A 17,805-nucleotide genomic window follows, 5' to 3' on the forward strand; every position below is an offset into this window, starting at 1 on the left:
CTTACGGCGCCAGCTTGATGTTGTTGCGGAAGATCAGCGCATCGTTGCTGAGGTTCACGGCATCGCTGCCGGTCGCCATGATCACCCGCATGTAGTTCAGGAACTTGGCAACTTCGACGTTGCGCGAGTTCGAGACGTAGATGATGTCGCCGTTCTTCATCATGACCTTGGTGGCCAGGAAGAAGCCGCCCGGATCGCGGAAGTTGACGTTGAAGATGACCGGGATCGTCTCCGACGTGTACTTGCTCACGTCGATGCCGAGTTGGGCCGCAACCTCGCGCGGCTCGCGGCGATAGAGATACACGGCAGCGGGATCGGCCTGACCATCGAGGAGACCACCAGCCTTGCCGACGGCTTCGCCGAGGTTGATGCGCCAGGCATCGAAGTTGAACTCGCCGCTCTGGCCGCTGGCGCCGAACGCCATGAACTTCTGCTGCTCGCGATAGACGTAGATGCTGTCATCGGGACGCACATAGACGTTGTTCTCGGGCGCCATCACGAGATTCTCGAACGGCACGGTGGCCCGCCGTCCGCCACGCTCCAGCATGACCCAGGTCTCGAAGCCCTGACCCTTGATGCCGCCGGCGCGGGTGATCGCATCGAGCACCTTATCCTTGGCGCCCGCCGCGCTCGCGGGGTAACGCGCCGGCGAATTGACTTCGCCGAGCACGCTGATGAGCTGGGTGCGCTGTGACGACATCGAAACCACCGCCTGCGGCTCGATGGCGCGGTTACCGATTTTCTCGATGATCGAGCGCTGGATCTCCACCGCCGTGCGGCCCGCGGCCTTGATCTGGCCGGCATAGGGCACCGTGATGAAACCGTCATTGTCGACCGACTGATCCGGGATCGTCACATAGTTGCCGGGACGGACGCCGGCTTCCGCCGGGATGAACAGACCGCCTGCCGCCGCTTCGAAGATGGTGACGCTGACGACATCGCCGATGCCGAACACGATGCTGGCGGGCGGACGGCGATCGGTGAACACGCCGGCAAGCCCCTTGGGCTCATGCGTGTGCAGGATCTTCACCGTGGCCGGATTGAGCGGCACCAGCTCATAGGCCGGCGCGCTTTCCGTCTGAATCTTGTTGTTAACGTCGTCCGTCAGCGGACCGGAGCCGGGATTGGTCGAGCAGGCTCCGAGCGCCAAAGCGGCGGCCAGAAATGCCGGCGTGAATACATAAGCTTTGGCAAATGAATGCATGAATCGCGCCCCAGGAGACCCCAATTACCTTGAAGTGGTACGGCGACGCGGGCAGTGCGACAAGGGTTCGTGAATGGTTAACGGACGATCGGTCACCGACTGTTGCGTGCGGGCCACGTTTTGGATCTTGGTTTAACCCTTTGTGACCATTTGTTGTATTTCGTGTGCCTGGTCGGCGAGCACTCCGCCCAAGCGAAGGGCTCGGCGCGTCGGCGCCGGCCTTCTTGACCTCGCCGCCGTCTGCTAAAGGCTGGAACCCGCAAGATAGGATTTCCTCGTGCCTGGCCTCCTTCTGTTCACCCTCCTGGCAGGATCGTTCCTTGGCGGCGCAGACCGCCCCTTCGGCGCGGCGGGTCCCTGCGCGCGGTCCTCGTGCACGGGTATCCCCCTCGTGGAAGTGGCCGCACCTGCCCCCTCCTCCGTCTGGAAGTTCAGCCGCACGCAAGGAGTTAAGGAGGGCGAAAGCTTCGCGGCCATCACGAAGACCGCGGACACCACCCAGTCCGATCCGGACTTTGCCGGCCTCATCGTCCGCTGCGCGCCCAAGGGCAAGATCGACGTGCTGGTGGCCTTGATCAGGCCCTTTCCGCCGCGGAGCCATCCCAAGGTCACCATCGCCACGAGCGGCGGCGGCACCCTGACCGTCGAGGCCAGCATGACGGCCGCTGGCGCTGCGGTGCTGCTGCCCGACGAGATCTCGGCCTTTGCCGGCGGCAAGTGGCAGACGACCGCCTCGCTGTCCCTGATCGTCAAAGAAAGCGACAGCGAGATCAAAGGCGTGGTCGCCCTGAACGGGCTACGGGAGGCCTATCACTCGCTGCTGGCAAATTGCGGTCAATAGGCCAAATTTAGCCATACAGCTTAAGGGTCTTTTTAGGGTGGGGAACCTAGGGTCCGAGACACGGAGTGTTTCGGATGACCGCGCTTTTGATTTTCAGCTTTCTGGTAGGTGCCGTGCTGGGCCAACGCTTTCGCGTCCTGGTGCTGCTGCCGGTCACATTCGCCCTGGTGCTCACGGTGCTGCCGGTCAGCCTGATGACCAGTCTTGGCGTCCTCGAAGGCCTGAAGGCTGCGGCCTTCGCCGCCATGGCGCTCCAGGCCGGCTACCTCTTCGGCTCGGCCGCCCGCTTCAGCCTTGCCGCCGCCCGCGCCGCACGCGTGTTTGCCCGGCCGGTCAAGAGCGCGCGCTGATCTCTCTTTGCGATCGACCTTTCGCGCGCATACGAAGGGTTGGCAGGCAAGTTGTTGGCCCGAACCGAGCTTCGCTTGAAAAGCCCCCGCTCGCTTGTATGGTGACCTGACCGTTTCAGGATTCCCTTCGAGCGCGCCGTTTGTCCCTCGCTTATTTTGCCCTCATCGTTTCCATCGTTTCCGCTTCCGCTCTCGAAATCGCCGGCGCCAAGTTCGGTGCGCAGCTCGGGACGATGGCTGCCGCGCTCAGCCTGCTGGCGGCCACGCTAAGTGCGCGAAAGGCCGATTACGACCACTATATGCGCGCGACTTCCTGGGGGCGCTGGATCCTGATCGCGATCCCCGTTCTTGTCGCCGCCCAGCTCGCCCCGCTTCCATTGAGCTTGGCGCACCCGATCTGGGCGAGCGCTCGCGACGTCCTTGGTGGCCTCTCGCTCGGGCCGATCACCGCCGATCTCGGCTTGACCCTGAATGCATTGATGCTGGCGCTGGCCGCGACCGCGCTGCTCGGCGTGACCATCGTGGTCGTCCGCGATCGCGGCCGCGCCGAGCTGGTCCTGTTCGTCCTCGGTGGCGTCACCGCGGTCTCCGCCTTGACCCTGGATCTGCATCGTCTCTCGCCCGCAGTTGCAGGAACTGCCGCAACGTCCGAGTTCGCGACGACCCTGGCCGGTTTCGGCCTCGTCCTGAATCTGGCGATCATGCAGCTTGCCGCCGAGCGGGCCGAAACGCGTCATTCGCTGGTCCGCTCGATCGTGCTTGGTCTGCTCGGCCTTGCGGGAGCCTTGATCAGCGCGGCTGCGGTGTTTGGCTTGTCCGGAACCAACAATGCGGTCGCGGCAGGCTTCGGCATTGTGTTGATCCTGCTGATCCTCGTCATCCGCCGGCTCGATCTGTCGCCATTGGCCGCCAGCGCGCTGGCGGCCGCCGCGCTGATCGGGGCCGCCATTGTCCTGACCTTCATGTTCGAACAGAGCTCCGGGCCGATCCTCATGCGGCTCACACCCGATATGGGGGCGGAGACGCGCGCGGCGCTGGAGCGGATGTTGGCGGATACGCGCTGGTTCGGCGCGGGCGCAGGAACCTTCTCGGCCATCGCCAGGATCTATCAGAGCGATGCCGGCGCGGCCCTGACGGCGCCGTCGACGGCGACAGCGATCTTCGCCGGCATGGGAGCGATCGGTCTCGTTGTCTCGCTGGTGGCAGGCCTGATCGCGCTGGTGCGCCTGTTCTTCGGCGCCTTGCAGCGCGGACGCGACTCGTTCTTCCCTGCGGCCGCCGCGGCCTGTCTTCTCTTTGCGCTGGTCCAGAGCTTCGCAGGGCCAGGATTGCTGCGGCCCGCGGCAATCCTGTGTCTTTCGGTGATCGTGGGATTGGGGCTGTCGCAGAGCGTCAGCCAATCCTCGTCACGATAGAGCGCCGATCATCAGACCGCGCGGTCGCCAAGTGAAGCCCAGTAGTTCGGGTTCTTGGGCGACTGGATGCGAACCCAGCGATAGGGCTTCTTCGACCACGGCAGGATGTGGCCGGAGAGATTGTCCAGCACGAGATCGCCGGAGAAGGTCCGCACCACGACGACGAGATGATGCTCGCCCCAGGTGGTCACGACCTCGCTGAGCAGCACCGAACGCGCCGGAAAGCCCTTGGCGATCAGCTCGTGGCGTTTTGTCACAGCGTAGTCGTTGCAGTCGCCGCTCACCGGATGCAGCAGCCATTTCTCGCCGCGCAGCCCTTCCAGATTGGCCTCGGGACGGATGGCGGTATTGACCTGCTGATTGACCTCTTGCATCTGCGCCAACCGCTCGGCCGTAAGCTTCAGGCGACCGCCCCGGAAGACGATCTGCTGCGGACGCGGCTTGCACTCGTCCTTGTACTTCAGGCAAAATAGCGTGAACGCCATCGGCGCCAGCGTCGGCTGATCGAACTTGATGTACTGGATGGCCCCGCGCAGCCCCATCGGCGCACCGACGAAAGCGGCTTCAGCGCGCTGCTGCACCCCCGCAGCAACGACGATGGCGGCCACGCCCGCCAGGAACTTCACAACTTTGCGCATGTCGCGCTCCCCATTTCTTGTTGGGAAGACGCTACGCGAGACGTCTTGAAATACGGCTCAAAGGCCGCGCGATCCTTTAATCAAAATGCGGGCACCTTTGTCGGAAACAATTAAGAATACCGATGTGTGACTTGTTCTGCTAAGAGCGGTCACGACGTTCCGCTCGTGACGCTGGATGCGATTCGACCGACCTGATGGGCCTTTCCTCACGCTTTCGAAAGAAGACCAAGCCGCGGCTTCCCGACGGCATTCGCGTCTATGCCATCGGGGACGTGCATGGCCGCGCCGATCTGCTTCAATCCCTGTTAACCGTGATCGACGCGGATCTTGCCCGCTCGGCTCCCGAACGCGCCATCCAGGTCTTCCTCGGCGACTATGTCGATCGCGGCCCGGACTCACGCGCCGTTCTTGATCTCTTGATCGCACGCTCGAAATCGCACGAGACGGTTTGCCTCAAGGGCAACCACGAGATCTTCCTGCTCGAGGTCCTCAAGGACCCCGCCCGCCTGCAGGAGTGGCGCCACTATGGCGGCCTGCTGACGCTGGTCTCCTACGGCATCACGCCGACCATGAACCCGACCGCGGAACAACAGGTCGAGCTGATCGAAGGATTGAAGCGCGCGCTTCCCCCCGAGCACCTGGCCTTCCTGCAGCAATTGCCTTCGTCGTTCACCTGCGGCGACTTCTTCTTCGTGCATGCCGGCGTCAAGCCTGGCGTCCCGCTCGAGCGGCAGAAGGACGAGGACCTGCTCTGGATCCGCGAGGAGTTCCTCGCCTCCGAGGAACGCTTCGGCAAATATATCGTCCACGGTCATACGCCGGTCAGCGTGCCCGATATTCGCCCGAACCGCATCAATATCGACACCGGCGCCTACGCGACCGGAAACTTGACGCTGCTGACGATCCAAGGCGATAGTCTGATGGCAATTTAAGAGCTTCGGCTGCCCTTCGAATCCCCTATTCGCTCCGCCCTCACAGGCCTCGTCGATTTCACCATGAACCGCATGATCCCGCTTCGCGTCATCGGCATCTGCACCGCGGTCTTGCTGGCGCTTCATGCCGCCATGGCGTTCTACGGCGATGTCGTCCGACCGGATTTTCGCGCGAGTGATTTGTTCTCGGGCGAGATCCCGCCCGAGAAGGCCAAGCTGGCGGCCGGCGGGGTCCTGGCTTCGGTTTCGCTGGATGGCGACCTGCTCGCGAATTACGCGGCGGCGAGGGCCGCCGACGTTCTTCACCACCCAGCAATCGATGCCGGTGGAAGGGCCGGCGAGAACAAGGCCGCCCAGGCCGCCATCGTCACGGCCTTGAATATCTCGCCGATCAGGCCCGCGCTCTGGCTCACGCTCGGCACGCTGCAGGCCCAGGCCGGCGAAGCGGCGACGCCTGCGGTGAAGATGTCCTATCTGACCGGATCGGTGCCGATCGACGTCGCCTTCGCGCGCGTGCGGACAGTGACCTCCAGCGCGGCCGCAACGGACGAGGAGATCAAGCTGCTGGCGCAATCCGACATCCGCGCCGCACTGGCCAATCGCTCCCGTTACGAGCCGCTGCTGATCGCGGCCTATGTGCAGGCGACGCCGCAGGGCAAGTCGCTGCTGCTCGAGACCACGAAAGTGACCGATCCCAAGTTCAACGAGATCCTGCGGCGGTACTGAGCCTCAGCGCACCGATTTCGGATTGACCGGCACGAAGTCCTGATCGCGGCGCGGCTGGTCGGATCGCCCCTGATAGACGAACATGCCCTTCTTGGTCGTGACGATGTCGCCTCGCTGCAGGCTGTCGTCGCGAAGCAGACGTTCGGTCGCGACGAGGTCCGGGTCTTCCGGGACAGGCTTGTAGAGCTCGGGATGCTCCCGCCGCTCGCGCGAGACCTCCTTGGCGCGGCGGCGCGCGTCCTCGATCCGTTGCCGCCATGCGTCGCGCGTCACTTCCGGCTCGCTTGGCGGAAGATAGTCGCTGAGCGAGGGCTCGGGTTCGCTCTGAGCACGACATGAGAGCGGACCGCTAACATAGACGGCAAGTCCGACAGCGGCGGCCACGATCGCCTTGACCGGCGCATCTCCCGGCATCCGGCGATCTGATACGGACTTGCGGCGCGTGAATTGCACTCCGGTGACTCCAAGGACGACCAACAGCAGTCATAGGCCGCCGCAACTTCAGCTCATCAGGTTCCCAATTGCAAGACGGTGGATCCGCAGTCAGCTGCTTTGGCCCTGAAGCTTCGGGTCCGGCTCACAAAAATCGAAAAACAACCCCATGCACAGTAGACGGCCCGAGCCAAATCAAAGGGTTACCAATTTCCCGAAATCGAAGCCGCCTTCCGAAATTCAACTTGACCCGTCGGACAAAACCGGAGGCAGAATGGTTTGGTTCCAAGCCAGGCCGACGGATCGTTGCTGTATCCGAGATCGCCTCAAATGATCAGAGACAGGCAACCGGCCCCCTTCTAAGACCTCATTAGCTCATTGCTGCTAGCTTTCGGCATCCGCTCGTGGGATCGCCGACAATGCGCGCAGGACCAATATTGTTGCTAGCCGCTGCCGCTTTCGCTGCGTCCTGCCTCGCTGCGCAGGCGAGCCCGCTCTGCATCAAGGAGCGGACGCCGTTCGCGCTGTCGCACGACACGGTGAAATGGACGATGTCGATCGCGCCCGGCGCGGAGTGCATCCAGGGCCTGCGTTGGTCGTACATGCAGATCTTCAACGTCTCGGTCGTGAGCGGACCGTCACGCGGACAGTTGGCCGTGGTTGGCTCCGGCTTCCGCTATTCGGCCGAGAACCAGACGCACGGCACCGACAAGTTCACGCTGCTGATCTCAGGCAAGAACCGACACGATGCAGGGACGTCAACCCTGGAGGTCGAGGTCAACCCGCAATAGCTCAAGACATGCCGAGGGGTGAAAGGCGCGACTAGCGACGGCTCGACCCGCTGCCCCGGGTCCTGTTCCCGTAATAGGGCCGCGCGCGTCCGCCGCCGGTCGTCACGGGCGGCTCGATCCGGCTCGGAATATTGCGCGTCGCGTTGGGGGGCGCGGGCTGCGACGGATTGACGATGGTCACGTTGCGGTTGGGCGTCGATGGATCGTTGACGCCCTGGGCCCAGGCAGCTGCGGGCACAAGCATAGCAATGGCGATCAGAACTGGTCGTTTCATACGATATCTCCCGAGCAAGAACGTCAGGGAGGCGATCACCGTTCCTTCACGGTTCGTTGGGCGGCGGCCTCAGCGGGGAACGGCGACAAGCTTGCCATCGCGCCATACGCCCTGGGCCGACTTTCCAGCAGGCAGGCTGCCCGAGAGGTTCCGAACGGCGGTCGGCCGCGAGGCCGCCTGATTGGTCTGTGCCTTCTTCGTAGGCGTCGTGATGATGCTGGAGCTCGTGGTGTTGGCCTGATCCTTGGTCCCTTGCGCAACGGCAGGCGAAGCCAGGAACGTCAGAACCGAGAGGACTGCTAGAACGCCGCGCATGGTCAAACACCGGAATGAGGAGCTCCGCGAAATGTCACAGGTTTTCCCCTAAAAGCAAGCATCTTCGAACGACACGAGCAGCCTGGGCGTGCCGGGACAGCTGTCTCCGTCGCGACGTCTCGAGCGGAAAATCCTAGCGAAATGGCCTCATCCGGGCTACTTGATCGGCCTTGATGACCGACTCCGGTGAAACCGCGGACAACGCTCCTTCGACGCAGCAGATCAAAGCCGGGTTTATCCGTCTCCTGTCGAGCCGAATCCGCGCCGTATCCGACGATCCCCAGCAGATGCGGGAGATTGTCTACGAGCTGGCGCGCGTCAAGCTGATGGAGCAATTCACGCACGCGGACGCGCGGGAATCGCGCGAGCTTCAGCAGGTCCTCGAACGCGCCATCAAGGAGGTCGAACGTACCTTCGCGCGCAGCGCTGCAGCGGAGGCGCCAAAGGCCGGCGCGACAGCCGCCGTTTCGGTCCCCCCACCGGTCGCCAGCACTCCTCCCCCGCCTATTCCGGCATCACCCGTTTCGGCTGCACCGCCTGTTCCGAAGGATGCGGGAGCCCCGCGCCGTCCCGTGGCACCGCCGCCATCGCTCGATCAGCCCAAACGGAGCGGCACCTTCACCTCTCTTGTTCGACTGGCCGGCATTCTTTTGCTCATGGCCGGAGCAAGCGCCGCGGTGATCTTATGGCCCCGTTTGAAGACGCAGGTGGCCGCACTGACACAATCATCGCGGCCATCCGGGCCGGTGCCGACCAGCCCCGAGCCCCCGCCGGCCGCCACGGCGACCCCAACGGAGAACGAGCCTGTCGAGCGGTCGCCCGACACCACAAAGGAGCCGGCGCCCGCTGCACAACCCTCGATGCCTTTGCCGACGACCTTCGGCGTCTACGCGTTGAACGAGGGGCAATTGCAGGAACTGAAGCCCGTCCCCGGAAAGATTCCTGACCGCCGCGTTGCGATCTCAGCGGCCATAAGCACGCCGAGCGCAACGACACTGACGAGCGGAGACGTCAGATTCATCGTGTTCAGACCGGACGGAAGCATCGAGGCAAGCGTGACCGAAGTCCGCGTCGTCGCCAAGGTGTCGCGGTCAATGGGCGTTGATGCCTCCGGCAAGGCCGCCATGGTCAGCGCGGGCGATTCCTGGGTCATTCGCAGCATGTCCTACCCCTACAAGGTGGGGCCGGTCGAAGATCAGCAGAGGATGCTGCTGCTGCAACCGGAGCAGGACGGCTTCACGCTGTCGCCCGGACGCTACGTCGTCGTCGTCAAAGGCATGGGCTACGATTTCACCGTGGCCGGGACCGTCACCGATCCCAACCAATGCGTCGAACGCATCAATGCGGCGAACGGCGCGTTCTATTCGCCCTGCCCGCCGCCGCGCTAAAGCGATAGCCGACGGCTATTTGCCGGGCTTGCTGTCCTTGGACGGCTCAGCGGGCGCGTCGTCGACCTTGCCGTTGTTCGCCACGCATTTCTGGAAGTATTCACGCTGATCCTTGGCCGTTCCCTTGGCGCTGCCGGCCGCGGGGTTGCCGATCTGCCTCGGAGGGAAGGCCTTGGCCACCGCCGCATCGCAGGCGCGCGCCACTTCGACGGTAATGGCCGACGCCGTCACCGGCGCGGCCAATGTCAGCACACATGCCAATCCAACCAACCTTCGCATATCCCTGATCGGCACCTTGTTGCTCCTTCAAACCATGAGTGCTTGCCGGAACCATAGCAAAAAGGATCGACGCGCCAAACGGCAAAGCGGCGCCGAATTGTCACGCGGTGCGTCTCGAAGGATGGCCGCAGAGCGCGCGGCTGCCTATCCTAGCTGTTGAGCTGCGGCGGCTTGAAATCCGGAAAGCGCGTGAGCATTGCGGTCTTGACGAACTTCAGATGCGCAATGCTGCTTGCCAATTCCTTGAGCCGGCGCTGGCCGTTGGAGATGTCGGCAGCGAACAGATCCTGGTGATGATTGTCCAGCGCCTCGCGCTCGAGATACTCGTCGGTGCCGTTTCCGAAGGTGACGGAAGCACGCGCAAGCGCATCGTCGACACGTCGGTTGAGCCCGACCTGCTCTCTCTCCGCATCTCGTAGTGCCGTGTCGATCGCAGCCATGACGGCGCCGATCCTTGCGCGGTCCGTCTCCGCATCACGCTCGGCGGAGCGGGCCTTGAAGCCCTTGTCTTCACGGCGGGAGCCGAGAAGGTTGTGCGCGCGCGCTCTCAGGAACAGCTGAAACATGTGGGCCATCCCCATTGTCGAGATCTAAGCCGCTACCATCGGTCAGACATAGTTAACAAAGCCTGAATCCTGCGCCCGCCCCGCCTGGCTTTGTGCGATCCAAGCCCGCCAGGCGCCTTCGTGCTTGGAATAGAGCTCAAGCCATCGGACGTCGTCAACCGGGGCGACTTTACCCATGCCGGATTCGGCCATGAGCTGCACTGTCTCCATTGGCGCAATATCCAGGGCTTCGAATTCCGCCGTCTCATCCAGCGAAAGGCCGATCAGAACGCGGTGCCCCTGCGCATCAACGAAATACCTGCGCGGCGCGTTGTGCCGTTGATCAATCATTTGAACGACCCTCGTTCATGATCCAAGGACCTGGAAGGTCTCTCAGATGCCGGCCATAGCTACAAACAAACGCAATCGAAATCATGGCGCAAGTCGCCGCGCCCAGCAACGCAATCAGCCACGTCATCTAACGCCTATCCGCGCGCCCTCGGAAATATCGAGGGCTCAAGCTTGCCATGAACTGATCCGTCTTAAATTGCCTTTCCAAAGCGCTCAAGGACGGCGACAGATTAACCTAACTGCGCATGGTTATCCGAGCCGGCGGCAGGGCAAGGTCGGCGTGCGCTCACATCGCGTCCATGGCAGTGCCACTACGATGGATGCTCGCCCTGCTTGGCTCCCATCGCTGCCCGGCTATATGGCGCATAGAGACGAAATCGTGCCGACCGTTTGCGCGAGCGCCGCGCCCGTAGGCCATAGCCGCAGCCAAAGCCAGCTGCGAAGATCGAAATCAGAACCAGAATTGCAAGCATTTGGAATGTTCTCGATGTTCGGAACGTTCCTCCCGATACATTTCAACGCGATGTTGTGACGGGTTCAAGATCATCGGCGATGAAACTTTTAGCAGATATCTCGCACTATCCGACGGCGAAATCCAGCCGGCGAATATTAAGTCTTGTTTCTCCCGTCGAGCAGCCTCGAACGAAGCGGCTCAGCGCGCAGCGGTCTGGTACCGCCGCGATCTGCACGAGAGGACGATATGTTTCTCGGGCGTTTCCGGCAGCCGTCGCAGACAACAATTCTGACGAAGCACCCGTGGTTATACCGAGCGTCCTGCATCAACATCCTGCCGGTAAGGTTGAGAGGTTAGCTTAATCCGCGTTGTTTGTTGCGAAGTCTCACCAAACGCATATCCATCTTCGCACCAGGCTCCCCCAAGCTTGGCCCCACCCAAGCAAAGCCGTCGAGCGAACATGGGTCGCTTGGCGGCTTTGTCATTGTGTCGAAGAGGATCATTTCGGTTATGGCGCGCAAGCCCTGGTCGTTCAAGGAAGACCGCCGGCTCATGGAGTTGGCCAAGTCTTCGGCTTCGCTGGAAGAGGCGGCGAAAGTTCTCGGACGCTCGCCTGATGCGATCAAGCGCATGGCTCTGCGGCTTGGTCTTTCGTTGAAGTCGAAGCCGGGCAAGAAGAGCTAGTCCGGGAACAGCTCCTCGCGGCCAACAGCTTTCCTTATCCGCCGTTTCGGCAACACTCCAAGCAGAGCACGTGAAGCCTTGCGCCTTGCAGCACGGAACCAGGGCAACCGTGAGGTGTTAACACCAGACGTCGCAGTGAGGTCTGGCAGTGCTCCATTTTGCCATTTCCGCAATGTTGATTTGGCTGGCGATCAACATCGCCTTCGTCGTGCTCCGGCTGCGGGCCGCCCGCGGTCCCGCCGCGGCCCACACCGTTGAGTCCAGCAGACCTTATCCAGAAGCGATCGCGGCCCGCCCACGGTGAACCGGGCTCAGCGCGCTGCCTTCGGTCCCCCGGGGCTGTTGAGCCTAATTGCGCGTCTTCTTCTGTGAACCCATCCCTGGGCTGGTTCCGTAGTTGGGGGTACCCGTCCCCTTGAAAGCTCCACCCATACTGTCCGAGCTGGAATTCGTCGCTGTGCCGCTGCGGGTGGACGAGGTGGGCTGAGTGCCCGACGGCTGGTCTTTGGTTCCCTGTGCCCAGGCCGCGGAGCTTCCGACGACTAACGACAGGAGGAGGCTTAACGTCCTGATCATACTGCTCAACTTTCCATGCGTAGGCCGCGCGACCATTGGCCAGGCAAACCACTCGGAGCCCTTCCGGACCGGTCTGGCCGTTAAACCCTATCTTAGCCCCCTCTGGCTAGGATCATTCGCAAGATCAGTCCCCAGCCTCTCCTGAATTCCGCCCGGACCGGATGAGACTCCAGCGAGCGAACCTTCCATTTGTGGCGCTCGTGCTTGCGAGCACGATTGCTTTTGGGCTGGCAGGCCATTTCGCGGCAGAGGCCGTCATCCGCCACCAGCAGGTGCACCAGCTCAACGAACTGACCGAGGTCGTCCTGCGCCGCTCCGAACTGGCCGTCGATTTTGCCGTGGCCAGCCTCGACGAGCTCGCCAAGCGTGATCTCGCCAGCTGCGCGCCGGCAGCGCTGCAAGCCGTGCGGCTCCATGTCTACCAGCGCTCGGCGATCAAGGACGTCCGCCTCGTCAATCCGGACGGATCGGTGATCTGCTCGGCCTATTCCGAGACGCTCGAGTTCGACAAGGGATGGGCGGATCGCCGCGACATGCTGCCCTCGCACGACAGGAAGCTCTCGCTGTTCCGCGTCGAGCAGTTCGGCGGCGACGCATTGGGCGTGCTCAGGGACGTCAATCGGAGCTCGGCGCTGGTCGCCATTGTCGGCATCAACGCCGGCCTGTTCGATCTCATGCCCGCCGAGCTCCGCGCGCACAGCGAAGTGGTCCTCGCCTTGAGCAACGGCGAGAAGCTCGGCGCATTCCGGCTCGATGCCGACAGGCCGCTGCCAGGGCCGATCAGCTTCGACAGGCATTCCACGCGCTTCCCGCTTCACGCCACCATCCGGCTCGAGCGTGCAGTTCTGTCGAGCTGGAACAGCGAGTCGTATTGGCCGGCGCTCGCGCTCGCCCTTGGACTTGGTGCGCTCTTCGGCATGCTGCTGGCGCGCAGCCGCCGGATGGAAGGGCCGGTCGCCGATCTCGATCGCGCCCTCGCAGCCGGCGAATTCAAGCCGTACTACCAGCCCATCTTCGAGCTCGCCACGGGCCGGATCACGGGCTGCGAGGTTCTGGCGCGCTGGGTTCGTCGGGACGGCACGGTGGTGCCGCCCATGAACTTCATTCCGCTGGCCGAATCCAGCGGGCGCATCCAGGCGATGACTTGGCAGATCCTGAGGTCGGCACTCTCCGACCTGCAGACCGTCTTGAGGGCGGACAAGAGCTTCAAGATGTCCGTGAATGTCGTGCCCAAGCACCTGCTGAGTGCCGGCTTCGTCGAAACGCTGCGCCGCACGGTCCTGGCGTCCAGAATATCCGCGCGCCAGATCGTGGTCGAAGTGACCGAACGCGACGAGCTCGACGATCTCACGCACGCGGCAGCCGTGGTGGCCGAGCTGCGTGACCACGGCTTCCGCGTCGCCATCGACGACGTCGGCGTTGGCCATAGCGGGCTGTCGCGGCTGAAGGGGCTCGGCGCCACCGCGATCAAGATCGACAAGTTCTTCGTCGACACCATCACCGTGGACGCATCGACCACGACGATCGTCGAGATGCTGGTCGCGCTCGCCAAGGACTTCCGGATGACGGTCGTTGCCGAAGGCATCGAGACGGAGGAGCAGCGCCGCGCCCTGATCGCGTCCGGCGTCGAGGAAGGTCAGGGCTATCTCGTCGCCGCACCGCTTCCGTTTGCCAAATTCAGCGAGCTCGTCGAGTCACGCCGCAACGCCTCGGTCGCCGCGCCGTCCGGCGATGTCCTGGTGGCCTGACCGGCTCAGCCGGAGGACCTCTCATCGTGCGCCACGCGCGCTTCCACGGCTCCGATGCCCCGGTGGCGGCTGGCTTTCGACCGTTCGCGCCCGAACGACGGCGGGATGCCTTTAACGATATTCTCGTCTTTCAAAGCGGGATGGCAGCCAAGCGGCTATGGTAGGCCATGCGTCGGAATCACCTCATTGCGGCCGCGGCCATCTGCCTCGCTCTCATCGTCTATGCCACCCTGGCAAGACTGGCGGGACGGCCGGCGCTCATGGGGCATAGCGAGGCCTACTGGATCGTCGTCATCGAACGTTTCAGCGCCTATGGCCTGCTGGGTTTCCTTCTGGCCTTCCTGTTGCCCGGCAGGCTGGTCTTGGCCTGCTCGCTCGTCTTGGCCGTCGCAACGGGGCTCGAAGTCCTGCAGGCGCTGACTCCCGATCGCGATCCGGGCTTTTTGGACGTGCTGCAAAAGGCGGCGGGCGGGACCGTCGGCGTCATCCTCGCCCAGACAATCCTGGCCTTCCTGCCCCGGCCGCCCGCCTGAAGCGCACGGCGCTGACAATCTGTTCAGCGCCGCAGTCCTCCTACTTCATCATCTGCCCGCGCAGCTCGCCGCCCGGATTTGCGGCCGTGTGGATGTTCGCATACCACTTGCCGGCCAGCAGATCGGCCGCCTGCGTGTCCGTCAACGTGGCATTGCCCAGGATCGGGCTTTGCACCGTCTTGAACGGCAGCGCGATGCCGGCGTTCTTGCCCGCTTCGCTCGGACCATGGAAATGAGCGCCCATCGCCGGCCCCGTGAGATCGGCATAGGTGACCGTATAGGTCAGCACTTTCGTCTCCGTGTCGAACGTGGCCTCGGCCTTGCCTGAACCGGTAGAGCTGTTCGGCGGCACCTCATTGCTGCCCTTGAGGTCGGCCCGCAGCTTGACGACGTCCGCACGTGACGGCGCGGCCGTGATGGTCAACAACCCGCCGAGCACCGCCGTTCCCAACAAAGTCACCCCGACCCGATACTTGGCGTTCCTCATGGCATTCTCCTGCGGGCTCCATGACCCGTCTCGGTTGAAACCCCGGTTCCGGCCATATCTTCCGGAGACGAGACTATGCCTGATTCGCGAAAACCTATCGGACGTCCAGGTGCATCCGAGCCTGCGAGGCGAGTGCCTAGGCGGCCCCGCGCTCGCGGAACCCGGTTGGCGCCAGTAGTTCGGCCATGTGCCTGTGCGTGCTCTGGAGCGCGGCGATGGCGCCGTCGAGATCGAAATCCGCTTCGCGGATCGATGCGAAGAACTTGGCGGTCAGCGCGAGGTCGAGCTTGACCCGCGTCGCGCCGTCGCGGCTCTTGCGGCGGTCGAGCGACAAATGCATGGCCCGTAGTCTGGCTTCCGCCGGCGTGCAGCCGCTGAGCGTCGCCAGTTCGTCGTATGTCATCCAGATCTGAGGCATGTTCTCGTCCGTCCCTTTGAAAGCGGCCTCATCCTTAGCCGTCTGCGCCTAAATGCACCGTTGTCGCGCCGCGGTCGCAGCCCGTTTCGCTGCGACAGCGTCAACGCAAGACTAAGATGCGGGAGGCCGCGGAGGTGCCGGGAAATGACGCGGCCGCGAACGGCCGTCGAGACCCTTGGGCAGTTTGTCATTGAGCTTCACGACGGCGCCGCGAGCTTCCGCAGCCGGCGCATCGTCCTGGCTGTAGATCAGCGTCACCTCGAACATCACGTCGGGCGCTTGCCTCGCCGTTCCCGAGCACGTCGCCATCGCACCGCTGCACACGCCCGCGAGGTTGACCTCGACTTCGTCCAGACCGAACACGGTCGGTGGCCCCTCGGCATGGCGCCGCGTCGTCAGGACGGCCGTGAAGCGCTGCTCGTCATCGAACCGATAGGAGCCGCCATAGGTGAAGAAGCTGTCGCTGCCGGAGATGCGTCCTTCGGCCAGATGCACGATGCCCGTGCCCTGGGCGCGCGGGGTCCTGAACCAGGCCGCGTATTTGCCTTCTCTCAGCATGGAAACACCCGTCGTAAAATTTACTGGTATTTGCAACCAACTCTGGGGCGCGACAATGACCGTGGTGGCGAGCATTCCGCCACGGTTAACGCCCTGCAAAGCCGACCCGTCAAATTGCCGCCGCCCGAGGCGGCGCCGTCAGAACAATTCGATGCCGTCGTCCGCGGTCTCGACCGCCTCGACCCGCCGCGCGGCGGCGGTCGACTGAAGTCCGAGCGCCTGCAGGACGTCGCGATGAACGTCACGCTCACGCTCCATCGTGTAGCGTGCGTAGAGATCGTCGAGGATCGCCTGATCCTGCATCTCCGGCTGGAGCCGCTGCGCGCCGCCGCTCGCGGTCTCGAGCCGCGCGGCGACTTCGGGCAGAGCCGCGGAGCTGTCGCCGAGCGTGGTCATCTGGCCCTGGGCCGAATTCATCAGCCTCTCGAACTCCGCGCCTTCGTTCACGAGCCGGGTCATCAGCTTGCCGAGCCGTTCATTGCCGGCCTCGACCTCGCGCAGGGCCAGAAGGATTTGCGGCTCGAGCTTGGCCAGCTGCGTGGGATCACCCTGCACGCGAAGCTCCTTCAGCTCATGGGCCGAGCGCTCGATACCGTCGAGCACGGGTCTCAGGCGCCCGGCTCCCGCCGAGACCTGGTCGGCGGTCGCCTTGAGCTCGTTGGCGATGACGACGAAGGCGCTGCCGCGGCTGCCGAGATGGCTCGCCTTGAGCCCGGCATTCATCCCGATCAGCGTGATGTCGACCGTCGCCTCGGCAAGCCCGGCGATCGCCTGGCGAAATCTTGCCAGCGTGTCCTCGACGATCGCGAGCGCTTCGTCGACCGAGCGGCCCGCACCCTCGCAGGTGGCGATCAGGCTCGACGCATGCGCCAGCGTCTGCTTGATCCGAGTCAGGAACGACGAGCCGTCCTCCTCGCCGCCAAACAGCGTACGGCCGTGTCCGGCGACGCTGCCCGCATCGCGCAGGATGGTGGTCAGCGCGCGGACGATCTGGCCGACATCGCCGCCGAACTCGCGCTGGGCATCCCTGAGCTGGGCCGCCTGCAACTGGCAGATCGCGCGCACGCCGTCATCGCTCGCAACAGGTTCGGGGACGAGGCTCGGCGCGGCGTCCGACGCGAGGCCGAGGCCGCGGGCCACGTGCTCGAGACGCTGACGCGTGCTGTCGCCTGCCTGCAGCGAGATGATCGCGCTGCCGACCGCCTCGGCGATCTTCCTGGTGCTCGAACCTGCGCGGTCGGCCAGATGGCTGCTCTTGCTGCGCTGGTCGCGCAGGCCGGAATAGGCCGCGCCGAGCTCGGCGCTCTCCGACATCAGCTGGGCCCGGTAGCGGCTCTCGAACTCCTTCTGGCGGCCGGAGGCGGTTGCGACCGCCTCGGACAGGCGCTGCTGGTCCCGCGCGCAGCCCTCGATCGAGCGCTGCACGGCCCTGCCGAGATCGTAGGCCTCCTGGGTGAAGGCGAGAAAGCCCTCGCGGTCGCCGTCGAGGGAAGCCGCCTCGATCCGAGCACTGCGCGCGATGATGGTGATCATCCCGATATGCTTGAACAGCGGCTTGAGCAGCGAGGACGCCTCCGCCGTGCTCTTGCCGATCGTCTCCAGCAGCGCGCTCTCCGCCGGCAGCGCCTGCGCCAGCTCGCTCAGCCGCGCGGCAATCTCCTGCAACGCCGTCGCGGCGCCCTCGATCTCGGCACCGGAGAGCTCGCCCGAGAGCGTCGCCAAGCCCTGGTTCAGCTCCTTGAAGATGAGATGGCCGCGTCCGAGCTCGTTGCCGACGCGCGCGAAGACGTCCTCGATCCGCGAGGAGACGTCCTCGATCGCGGCGGTTGCCTCAGCGAGCGTGCTGGCCGGAACGACCGACATGAC

The 17,805-nt window shown here is 64.0% G+C and carries 22 protein-coding genes; 10 read left to right on the forward strand and 12 right to left on the reverse strand.

Annotated elements, in window-relative coordinates; all coding sequences use genetic code 11:
- Nucleotide 1 precedes the first annotated feature (1 nt).
- A complete protein-coding gene (locus UNPF46_RS24795; RefSeq protein WP_100180019.1) occupies nt 2–1,204 on the reverse strand; it encodes a polysaccharide biosynthesis/export family protein in 1,203 nt (400 codons plus the stop codon).
- 277 nt (nt 1,205–1,481) lie between these two features.
- Here UNPF46_RS24795 and UNPF46_RS24800 point away from each other — a divergent pair, with 277 nt between their 5' ends.
- The 3 genes from UNPF46_RS24800 (at nt 1,482) to UNPF46_RS24810 (ending at nt 3,810) form a co-directional block, all read left to right on the forward strand.
- On the forward strand, nt 1,482–2,045 hold the full coding sequence (locus UNPF46_RS24800) for a hypothetical protein (protein WP_246668722.1): 564 nt from the start codon (nt 1,482–1,484) through the stop codon (nt 2,043–2,045).
- 74 nt (nt 2,046–2,119) lie between these two features.
- Nucleotides 2,120–2,395, forward strand: coding sequence for a hypothetical protein (locus tag UNPF46_RS24805; RefSeq protein WP_100180020.1), 276 nt, complete (start codon nt 2,120–2,122; stop codon nt 2,393–2,395).
- Nucleotides 2,396–2,535: 140 nt separating this feature from the next.
- The gene (locus UNPF46_RS24810; protein WP_100180021.1) at nt 2,536–3,810 is read left to right on the forward strand and encodes a hypothetical protein; all 1,275 of its coding nucleotides are present in this window, start codon (nt 2,536–2,538) and stop codon (nt 3,808–3,810) included.
- Between the two features lie 11 nt (nt 3,811–3,821).
- Here UNPF46_RS24810 and UNPF46_RS24815 read toward each other — a convergent pair whose 3' ends face one another.
- Entirely contained in the window at nt 3,822–4,448 is a 627-nt protein-coding gene (locus UNPF46_RS24815) for a transglutaminase-like cysteine peptidase (protein ID WP_142251752.1), read from the reverse strand.
- A gap of 194 nt (nt 4,449–4,642) precedes the next feature.
- Here UNPF46_RS24815 and UNPF46_RS24820 point away from each other — a divergent pair, with 194 nt between their 5' ends.
- The gene (locus UNPF46_RS24820) at nt 4,643–5,380 is read left to right on the forward strand and encodes a metallophosphoesterase family protein (protein WP_142251753.1); all 738 of its coding nucleotides are present in this window, start codon (nt 4,643–4,645) and stop codon (nt 5,378–5,380) included.
- Nucleotides 5,381–5,443: 63 nt separating this feature from the next.
- The gene (locus UNPF46_RS24825) at nt 5,444–6,106 is read left to right on the forward strand and encodes a hypothetical protein (protein WP_142251754.1); all 663 of its coding nucleotides are present in this window, start codon (nt 5,444–5,446) and stop codon (nt 6,104–6,106) included.
- A gap of 3 nt (nt 6,107–6,109) precedes the next feature.
- Here the strand turns inward: UNPF46_RS24825 and UNPF46_RS24830 are convergent, their stop codons facing one another.
- Nucleotides 6,110–6,559, reverse strand: coding sequence for a hypothetical protein (locus UNPF46_RS24830; RefSeq protein WP_246668723.1), 450 nt, complete (start codon nt 6,557–6,559; stop codon nt 6,110–6,112).
- Nucleotides 6,560–6,975: 416 nt separating this feature from the next.
- Between UNPF46_RS24830 and UNPF46_RS24835 the strand changes: the two genes are divergently transcribed.
- Entirely contained in the window at nt 6,976–7,329 is a 354-nt protein-coding gene (locus UNPF46_RS24835) for an Ig-like domain-containing protein (RefSeq protein WP_246668724.1), read from the forward strand.
- A 31-nt stretch (nt 7,330–7,360) separates the two neighbouring features.
- Here UNPF46_RS24835 and UNPF46_RS24840 read toward each other — a convergent pair whose 3' ends face one another.
- The gene (locus UNPF46_RS24840) at nt 7,361–7,603 is read right to left on the reverse strand and encodes a hypothetical protein (RefSeq protein ID WP_142251755.1); all 243 of its coding nucleotides are present in this window, start codon (nt 7,601–7,603) and stop codon (nt 7,361–7,363) included.
- A 69-nt stretch (nt 7,604–7,672) separates the two neighbouring features.
- Nucleotides 7,673–7,918 (reverse strand): hypothetical protein, encoded by a 246-nt coding sequence (locus tag UNPF46_RS24845; protein ID WP_100180027.1) that lies wholly within the window; start codon nt 7,916–7,918, stop codon nt 7,673–7,675.
- Nucleotides 7,919–8,091: 173 nt separating this feature from the next.
- Here UNPF46_RS24845 and UNPF46_RS24850 point away from each other — a divergent pair, with 173 nt between their 5' ends.
- Nucleotides 8,092–9,306, forward strand: coding sequence for a hypothetical protein (locus UNPF46_RS24850; protein ID WP_142251756.1), 1,215 nt, complete (start codon nt 8,092–8,094; stop codon nt 9,304–9,306).
- Between the two features lie 15 nt (nt 9,307–9,321).
- Here the strand turns inward: UNPF46_RS24850 and UNPF46_RS24855 are convergent, their stop codons facing one another.
- The 3 genes from UNPF46_RS24855 to UNPF46_RS24865 form a co-directional block, all read right to left on the reverse strand.
- Nucleotides 9,322–9,558, reverse strand: coding sequence for a hypothetical protein (locus UNPF46_RS24855; protein WP_246668725.1), 237 nt, complete (start codon nt 9,556–9,558; stop codon nt 9,322–9,324).
- 176 nt (nt 9,559–9,734) lie between these two features.
- Entirely contained in the window at nt 9,735–10,151 is a 417-nt protein-coding gene (locus UNPF46_RS24860; RefSeq protein ID WP_100181471.1) for a hypothetical protein, read from the reverse strand.
- Nucleotides 10,152–10,193: 42 nt separating this feature from the next.
- On the reverse strand, nt 10,194–10,481 hold the full coding sequence (locus tag UNPF46_RS24865; RefSeq protein WP_142251757.1) for a hypothetical protein: 288 nt from the start codon (nt 10,479–10,481) through the stop codon (nt 10,194–10,196).
- A gap of 964 nt (nt 10,482–11,445) precedes the next feature.
- Here UNPF46_RS24865 and UNPF46_RS37660 point away from each other — a divergent pair.
- The 3 genes from UNPF46_RS37660 to UNPF46_RS24880 all read left to right on the forward strand — a co-directional run bounded on the left by UNPF46_RS37660 (nt 11,446) and on the right by UNPF46_RS24880 (nt 14,476).
- Nucleotides 11,446–11,619, forward strand: coding sequence for a hypothetical protein (locus UNPF46_RS37660; RefSeq protein ID WP_174719187.1), 174 nt, complete (start codon nt 11,446–11,448; stop codon nt 11,617–11,619).
- A gap of 737 nt (nt 11,620–12,356) precedes the next feature.
- Nucleotides 12,357–13,943, forward strand: coding sequence for an EAL domain-containing protein (locus tag UNPF46_RS24875; protein ID WP_142251759.1), 1,587 nt, complete (start codon nt 12,357–12,359; stop codon nt 13,941–13,943).
- Between the two features lie 167 nt (nt 13,944–14,110).
- A complete protein-coding gene (locus UNPF46_RS24880) occupies nt 14,111–14,476 on the forward strand; it encodes a VanZ family protein (RefSeq protein ID WP_097662768.1) in 366 nt (121 codons plus the stop codon).
- A 40-nt stretch (nt 14,477–14,516) separates the two neighbouring features.
- On the opposite strand, the gene UNPF46_RS24885 is transcribed toward UNPF46_RS24880, so the two are convergent.
- The 4 genes from UNPF46_RS24885 to UNPF46_RS24900 form a co-directional block, all read right to left on the reverse strand.
- Nucleotides 14,517–14,963 carry a CHRD domain-containing protein gene (locus UNPF46_RS24885; RefSeq protein ID WP_142251760.1) on the reverse strand — a complete coding sequence of 149 codons (447 nt, stop codon included), beginning with the start codon at nt 14,961–14,963 and terminating at the stop codon, nt 14,517–14,519.
- A 136-nt stretch (nt 14,964–15,099) separates the two neighbouring features.
- The gene (locus tag UNPF46_RS24890) at nt 15,100–15,381 is read right to left on the reverse strand and encodes a hypothetical protein (RefSeq protein ID WP_100180033.1); all 282 of its coding nucleotides are present in this window, start codon (nt 15,379–15,381) and stop codon (nt 15,100–15,102) included.
- A 111-nt stretch (nt 15,382–15,492) separates the two neighbouring features.
- A complete protein-coding gene (locus UNPF46_RS24895; RefSeq protein ID WP_100180034.1) occupies nt 15,493–15,939 on the reverse strand; it encodes a hypothetical protein in 447 nt (148 codons plus the stop codon).
- A gap of 138 nt (nt 15,940–16,077) precedes the next feature.
- On the reverse strand, nt 16,078–17,802 hold the full coding sequence (locus UNPF46_RS24900; protein WP_142251761.1) for a chemotaxis protein: 1,725 nt from the start codon (nt 17,800–17,802) through the stop codon (nt 16,078–16,080).
- Nucleotides 17,803–17,805 lie beyond the last annotated feature (3 nt).

Source organism: Bradyrhizobium sp. UNPF46 (assembly GCF_006658625.1).
Taxonomy (GTDB): Bacteria; Pseudomonadota; Alphaproteobacteria; order Rhizobiales; family Xanthobacteraceae; genus Bradyrhizobium; species Bradyrhizobium nitroreducens.